This window comes from Burkholderia sp. Ac-20379 (assembly GCF_017104645.1).
Classification (GTDB): Bacteria; Pseudomonadota; Gammaproteobacteria; order Burkholderiales; family Burkholderiaceae; genus Burkholderia.
Genome location: NZ_JAAGPF010000712.1, coordinates 1 through 1162 on the forward strand (window position 1 = coordinate 1; position 1162 = coordinate 1162).

General features: G+C 73.4%; 2 protein-coding genes and 1 pseudogene. All 3 read right to left on the minus strand.

Annotated features, from left to right (window positions below):
- Positions 1-616 (minus strand): YoaK family protein (locus G3N92_RS34150; protein ID WP_206131885.1); only part of this gene is annotated, 616 nt, incomplete at its 3' end.
- Entirely contained in the window at positions 613-879 is a 267-nt protein-coding gene (locus G3N92_RS34155) for a DUF1427 family protein (RefSeq protein WP_206131886.1), read from the minus strand. The genes G3N92_RS34150 and G3N92_RS34155, both read right to left, overlap by 4 nt.
- Positions 880-940: 61 nt before the next feature.
- Positions 941-1162, minus strand: a pseudogene (locus G3N92_RS34160) (phosphohydrolase); the annotation flags it as partial.

Genomic DNA, 1162 nt, shown 5'->3' on the forward strand with positions numbered 1-1162 from the left:
TGCCGCCCGCGCCAAGCGCGAACGCCAGCACCGGCGGCAGCATCTTGGCGAGGCGTTCGCGCGCGGCGCGCCGCTGCTCGGCCGGGATGCCGGGCGCGAGCCAATCGCAGGCGTCGAGCACGGCCTGCGTGACGTTGCCCGTCATCACCGTGTTGGCGGCGATGCTGCGCGTGCTGAGCTTGGCGTGCGCGTTCTGCACGCCCATGCCGGCCGCGCCGAGCAGCCCGCAGGCGGCGGCCAGCGGCGCGTCGATGCTCGAGATCGGCGCGGCGATCAGGCCGGCGATCATGAATGCGGCCAGCAGCGCGACCTGCAACGCGTACAGCGCGTCGGACGCCCCGGCCGCGTTGCCGCTGCTGCCTGCCCCGCGGCGCGCCGTCCAGCGCGCCGCGACGATGCCCGTCACGAACGCCGGAAACGCCAGCAGCTTGATCAGCACGCCGCCGCCCGCGCCCGCGATGCCCGCGCCGACCAGGATGAAATTGCCCGTGACGTGCGCGACGAACAGGCCGAACAGCGCAACGAAGCCGAGCGTGTCGACATAGCCGGCCACGAAGGCCAGCAGCACGTTCTCGCGGCTCAGCCAGCGCGCGGCGGGATGAACGGCCGCGCTCATCGCTGCGGATCGCGCGGTGCGCCGGCGTCGGCCGACGCCACCAGCTCGCGGCGCGCCTCCGCCGCCTGCCCGGTTTGTCCGGCTTGCCCGGCTTGCGAATGCGCGTGCCACTGCGCCTGCACCACCGGAATCGCGTGCTCGCCGATCACGATGCCGAGCAGCCCGGCCAGCGCGATCAACGGCGGCGCCGGCGACTGCACGCGCGACGCGTAATACAGCAGGCCGACCACGATGCCCGCGCCCAACGAAATCAGATACGACATATCGGTTCCCTCCTCGCTTTCGATCACGATGCGCACCGCGCGGCGGTGCGCCGCCGGTGCTTCAGTCAATCCCGCCTCCATCCCGCCACGGCGATCCGAGGATCTGGCCGCAGAAATTCGTGCGGCAGTAGTCCGGATCGATGCGGTCGAGCACGTCCGCGCCGAACGTGCCCGCCGTGCTGCGCGGCCGGTGCGCGAGGCCGCGCCCGATCGCCGCGATCACGGCCTCGCCGAACCCCGCGCCGCGCGGATACGCGGCCGTCACCGCCGCGCGCTCCCGCGG

Bases quoted from the DNA above. Each gene is read 5' to 3' on its own strand.
- G3N92_RS34155 (WP_206131886.1), bottom strand. From the start codon at position 879: ATGTCGTATCTGATTTCGTTGGGCGCGGGCATCGTGGTCGGCCTGCTG.